Annotated in this window: 4 protein-coding genes; 1 reads left to right on the top strand and 3 read right to left on the bottom strand. The window is 44.5% G+C overall.

Annotated elements, in window-relative coordinates; genetic code table 11:
- The coding region (locus tag A3712_RS24030; protein WP_443083620.1) for a diaminopimelate decarboxylase family protein at positions 1–430 on the bottom strand (430 nt) is incomplete at its 3' end.
- 41 nt (positions 431–471) lie between these two features.
- On the bottom strand, positions 472–588 hold the full coding sequence (gene lptM, locus A3712_RS28975; protein WP_063524726.1) for an LPS translocon maturation chaperone LptM: 117 nt from the start codon (positions 586–588) through the stop codon (positions 472–474).
- A gap of 75 nt (positions 589–663) precedes the next feature.
- Here lptM and cyaY point away from each other — a divergent pair, with 75 nt between their 5' ends.
- On the top strand, positions 664–978 hold the full coding sequence (cyaY, locus tag A3712_RS24020; protein WP_004740462.1) for an iron donor protein CyaY: 315 nt from the start codon (positions 664–666) through the stop codon (positions 976–978).
- Between the two features lie 70 nt (positions 979–1,048).
- On the opposite strand, the gene A3712_RS24015 is transcribed toward cyaY, so the two are convergent.
- On the bottom strand, positions 1,049–2,477 hold a 1,429-nt coding region (locus tag A3712_RS24015; RefSeq protein ID WP_197465910.1), incomplete at its 5' end, for a class I adenylate cyclase.

Raw genomic sequence — 2,477 nt, 5'->3', positions numbered from 1 at the left:
TAACACCAAGCTCACCAGCCACTTTGTTCAGTCGCTCTAACTCTGGCTCAGACTCTACGTTGAAACACTTAATGTTCAACTCAAGCGCACGTTTCATTTCAGCAGCTGTTTTGCCGACACCAGAGAATACAACTTTCGCTGGATCGCCACCTGCAGCGACTACACGCTCTAGCTCACCGCCAGAAACGATATCAAAGCCAGAACCTAATCGTGCCAGAGTATTCAATACGCCAAGGTTCGAGTTCGCTTTAACGGCGTAACACACCAAGTGTGGATGTTCACCAACCGATGAATCAAATGCATTCCAATGGCGTTCTAATGTAGCGCGAGAATATACATACAGCGGTGTACCATATTGCTCTGCGAGTTGTGAAAGTGCGACGTCCTCAGCCCAAAGCTGGCCATCTTCCTGATAGTTGAAGTAATCCAAAGTTCTTATCCCTTATAAATAACGATTTCTGCGTGTTTCACTTATTGTGATTGTTCAGTCTGCTGAACTTCATCAGGATCGTATAAAGGACCCGTTTGACCACAACCAGAAAGTCCAATAACGGACAGCATAAACAGAGCGGTAATTAATTTTTTCATTTTGCATATCGTGATTATTAACTCAATGCCCCCTATAATCGCACCACACTCAGGAAAAGCAATAGGATAGAAAGGATGAACGAGACTGAATTTCATCAACTAGTCGACATACAGATGCAAAACATCGAAGAAGCTATCGACGATTCAGAGGCAGATATTGATTACGAAGTGACTGGTAACGTGATGACGCTGGAGTTTGAGAACCGCAGCCAAATCATTATTAACCGCCAAGAACCAATGAAAGAAATCTGGTTGGCGTCTAAATCTGGTGGCTTCCACTTTAAATTAATCGACGACAAGTGGACATGTTCTAAGACGGGCATGGAGCTGTTTGAGATGGTTAAAGAAGAATGCGTGAAGCACGCAGGTGAAGAGATCGATTGGGTCTGATCATTTGTAAGCAAAACTAAAAAGGAGTGAATCAATCACTCCTTTTTTAATATCAATCAGTCTAAATAAACTAGATGTTAACTATCTTTGAGCTCCGAGAAGCTAACGTCGCATCGTTACGGTAAGGCACAACATAAGAATTGCCCTCTTCTGGGTGAACGATTTGGTAGTACTGAGGCAAGTTAAAGTTAATCAATTTAGATGACACCTTCGACTCATCTTTTACCGATGTGTAGAAGGTATTCACACTCGCGATCATCTCATCTTTTTCACCACTGTACTGGTGATAGGCCTCAACTTGATTCGACTCGTCCAATACATAAATATTGAAGCCTTTATCAGTATCTTCAAAGAAGAACTGGATTAAGCCTTCACTCGCAAAACCGTCCACCACTTCTGGCAGTTGATACTCTTGCTCTTTATCCAGCATCAGTAAAGGTGAACCCTTGAGCTTATTGGTAGAGATACTACGGTAGAAATCAACCGAGTTTTCTAGCATCTGTACCGATACACCGCGGCGTTCAAAGAACAGACCAAACATCTTGTTAGCAAGACGAATAGCCTTAAAGCGGCGACGTTTCTCTGGCTCAATTGGTTTTAGCCTTAACTCGATACACTCAGCAAGCAGCTGATACACCATGTTACGCATCACACCACGCAAGTTTTTGCTGTAACAGAACACATCAACCGATTCTGGCGGTAACGCATCTTGATGCATCTTGCCTAACACCGTCTTCAGAGCATCAAGCATCGCCGTATCACCTTGGAAGTGAAGAGTACGTACTTCATGCCACGAGTTACGGTAAACCAAATCAACACTGCCGACTAAGCTCTTACCTTCTTCACCAAAACTGAAGATATCCACATTTTTGAGATCCACTTTTAATTCTCGACTACTTAACTGGGAAGTCGGGTCATTTTCAAAGTTGATGAACATCGCCAGTTGGCTAATCTCACATGGGCTCGCCAGTGCCTGCATACTCGGACGACGCTTACGCAACGAGAAGGTATTACGCAGGTCACTCACCATTTGATAGAACTTATCGATATCAATATGGGCATCACGAACCACAGAGTGCAGACGTGTCGACTCAGTGATCAAGCCGTTAAAGAACGACCAAGCCACTAACTTACTCAAGTACTCATGATGCTCCAGTGACGGTTGCCCAAGAATACGATGTGCAATCAGCGGCTGCTTGTACAAGTACCAACCCGCTTTATTCGATTGCCCTTGGCGAACCTCAATAAAGCTCAAATCTGGCTCGTGAAGATCCGGAGAGATTTGCGGATTCAGTAGCGTCACTTTACCTGGCAACACCTCAAACGCCGCATATAGCTTGCGCGCCAAGATACTAATATCTTGCGGGCTGATTGCCGACGTGATGTCGTTACGACGTGCAAACTGAATCAGGTTACGATAGCTCAGCATCAAAGCATCAAGTAGCGCATGGTGCACTACCTTCACTTGCTCCACCTTCCAGTTACGGCGGTTGTCGAGC

Source organism: Vibrio sp. HI00D65, assembly GCF_001635455.1.
Taxonomy (GTDB): domain Bacteria; phylum Pseudomonadota; class Gammaproteobacteria; order Enterobacterales; family Vibrionaceae; genus Vibrio.
Note: the sequence above shows the minus strand (reverse complement) of the source record. Positions and strands in the feature narration are given on the sequence as shown.

Bases quoted from the DNA above. Each gene is read 5' to 3' on its own strand.
- lptM (WP_063524726.1), bottom strand. From the start codon at position 588: ATGAAAAAATTAATTACCGCTCTGTTTATGCTGTCCGTTATTGGACTT.
- cyaY (WP_004740462.1), top strand. From the start codon at position 664: ATGAACGAGACTGAATTTCATCAACTAGTCGACATACAGATGCAAAAC.